General features: G+C 70.0%; 2 protein-coding genes and 1 pseudogene. All 3 read right to left on the bottom strand.

Annotated elements, in window-relative coordinates; genetic code table 11:
- Positions 1–194, bottom strand: a 194-nt coding sequence (locus BN903_RS17645) for a hypothetical protein (protein ID WP_048078242.1), incomplete at its 3' end; no start/stop codon positions are given.
- Positions 195–1,925, bottom strand: a complete 1,731-nt coding sequence (lysS, locus tag BN903_RS13290) for a lysine--tRNA ligase (protein WP_048078195.1) — start codon at positions 1,923–1,925, stop codon at positions 195–197. It lies immediately after the preceding gene.
- Positions 1,922–2,248 (bottom strand): annotated as a pseudogene (locus tag BN903_RS13295) (UMP kinase); the annotation flags it as partial. The pseudogene BN903_RS13295 and the gene lysS, both read right to left, overlap by 4 nt.

Genomic DNA, 2,248 nt, shown 5'->3' on the forward strand with positions numbered 1-2,248 from the left:
TCTGCGTGCCACGTCGAGGTGGCGGTCGCGGGGTCAACGTCGTCTGAGGCGTCAGCAGCGGCGTCCGACTCGGCGTCGGTCGAGTCGTCGACGGCACCGTCCGGCTCGGTGTCGACAGCGCCGTCGGTTCCGGCGTCACCGGTCTCGCCGTCGGCGTCCGGGGCGAAGTTGTCGAGCGAACGGTCCTCGGACATCTACGCCTCCCGGCGCAGCCGGTCGACGACGTAGTCGCGCTCCAGTTCGCCGAGGAACTCGCCGAGCCGCGGTCCCTGCGTGTCGTCGAAGAACAGGCGGTAGCCCGCCGCGAAGAAGTCGCTCACCTCGACGTCGTGGTCGCGGGCGGTCTCGTACATCGCTCCCTGGATCTCCTCGCCGTCGTGGCCCTCGGCGACGAAGTCGGCGAGGTCGTCGAGCGCGGCCGTGACGTCGTCGTCGAACTCGACCGCGGGGAGGTCGGTCTGGAGGCGGTAATCGTACTCGTTTCCGGTCCGCTCCGCCCAGTTTCGGGCCTGCTCCACGCGGGCGAGCGCGGCGTCGACCGCGTCTGCGTCCGCGTCGTCCGGGATGTGTCCCTCGTCGCGGGCGAGTCGCTCGCGGAAGTCGGGGTCGTCGACCATGCCGAGGACCGCCGCGAACGTGTACGGGAGCCGGATGGGTTTCTCCGTCGGCGGGTCGTCGACGCGACCGACGACGAATGGATAGGCGCGCTCGGCGAAGGCGGTCAGGTCCGGGTCGTCGACCTCGCCGAAGTATGCGCGTTCGAACCGGTCGAAGCGGTCGACGAGCTGGTCGAGCCGCTCGATGTCGAGGTCGCGCGCCTTCTTCGGGTGGAGCGCGAAGAAGTAGCGCAGCACCTCGGGTTCGAGCAGTTCCAACAGCTCCTGAACGGTGACGACGTTGCCCTCGGAGGAGGAGAACGCCTCGCCGTTGAGCGTGAACCACTCGTACACCATCGGCACCGGCGGCTCCTCGCCGAACACGTTGCGGGCGACGTCGACGCCGGAGGGCCACGACCCCTCCGCGTGGTCCTTGCCGAACGGCTCGAAGTCGACGCCGAGGACGCCCCACTGGGCGGGCCACTCCAGCCGCCACGGGAGCTTCCCCTCCCGGAACGTCGCGGTCCCCTCGTGCCCGCATCCCTCGATGGTGTTGCCGCCGGCGTCCATGTCGGTACAAACGTACTCGACGGTCTCGCCGTCGAGGTCGATGGCCGTCACCGTCTCGGTCACCTTCCCACACGCCTCGCAGACGGGGTTGAAGGGGACGTACTCGTCGTCGACCTTATCCTGATACGCTCCGAGCACCTCGCGGACGCGGTCGACGTCGCCGAGGACGGTTCGGACCGCATCGTCGAAGTCGCCGTCGGCGTACAGCTCGGTGTTCGAGAGCATCTCGACGGGGACGTTCAGTCGGTCGGCGTCGGCCTTCAGCAGACCGGCGAAGTGGGCCGCGTACGACTCGGACTCCCCGAACGGGTCCGGGATCGACGTGTACGGCTTGCCGAGGTTGCGGCCGAGCGCGCCCGCGTCGACCTCGCCGAGCCCGACGATGTCGCCGTCCGCGTTCGCCAGTTTGCGCGGGACCTTCCGCAGCGGGTCCTTGTCGTCGGAGGTGAACACCTGCCGGACCTCGTGGCCGCGGTCGCGAAGCACCTCGGCGACGAAGTAGCCGCGCATGATCTCGTTGAAGTTCCCGAGGTGCGCGACGCCGGAGGGGGAAACGCCGCCCTTGATCACGATCGGCTCGTCGGGGTCTCGCGCCTCGACCTCGTCGGCGACCACGTCGGCCCAGAAGGCGTGGAAGGTCTCGTCCGCCCGGTCGTCGGCTGCCTCCTCGTCGTCGAGCGCGGACGCCTCGGAGAGGATGTGCGGGGAATCGTCGGCCGGGGAGTCTGCCGGATCGCCGGAGGTGTCGTCAGCGCTCATCGCTCTCCCGCCCAGTAGCTCGGTTCGCTCCCGTCGGCCGGCACCACGTCGGTCCCCGTGTGGTCGCCGCGGAGGACGGCCTCGACGACGTCGGTCGGGTCGGTCCCGTCGAGGACGATCGACCGGATTCCCGCTCGGTCGATCAGCTTCGCCGCGAGCAGGTCGACGGGCGCGGACGCGCCCGCGTTCCGGCTCATCGGGAGGACGACCTCGACGAGTTCGGCCGGCGACAGCGACGCGAACTGCGTCGCGTCGGGGTCGGCGTTGGGGTCGGCGTCGTACACGCCGTCGGCACTCGTGGCGTACACGAGCAGGTCGGCATC

Source organism: Halorubrum sp. AJ67, from assembly GCF_000513435.1.

What these genes read in the sequence shown, in the direction of transcription:
- lysS (WP_048078195.1), bottom strand. Translation starts at nt 1,925, where the DNA reads ATGAGCGCTGACGACACCTCCGGCGATCCGGCAGACTCCCCGGCCGAC.